Here is a 215-nt window from a genome sequence, read left to right as displayed (position 1 = left end):
CCTTTTTCGAGTCTTTTTTATCCCAAAATGACCCTACCTAAACACAATATCCAATAAACGGATCAATATCTTTTCTGAATCTATAATAAATAGACTTAGCTTTTTTCATTGGAATATCAATTCCTTGATTTTCTAATTCCATCATTACTCGATACCATGGAAAGCCACCATATCCGCAGTGCTTTAACTTGATTATCTCTTTTTCAGTATCAATC

The 215-nt window shown here is 32.1% G+C and carries 1 protein-coding gene; it reads right to left on the bottom strand.

What is annotated here, in order from left to right; translation table 11 throughout:
- Positions 1-37 precede the first annotated feature (37 nt).
- A complete protein-coding gene (locus LACDD01_RS11735; protein WP_255357200.1) occupies positions 38-214 on the bottom strand; it encodes a DUF722 domain-containing protein in 177 nt (58 codons plus the stop codon).
- Position 215: the final 1 nt, after the last annotated feature.

This window comes from Lactococcus sp. DD01 (assembly GCF_001578715.1).
GTDB lineage: Bacteria > Bacillota > Bacilli > Lactobacillales > Streptococcaceae > Lactococcus > Lactococcus petauri.
The sequence above is the reverse complement of the archived record's forward strand: the minus strand, read 5'-3'. Positions and strand labels throughout refer to the sequence as shown.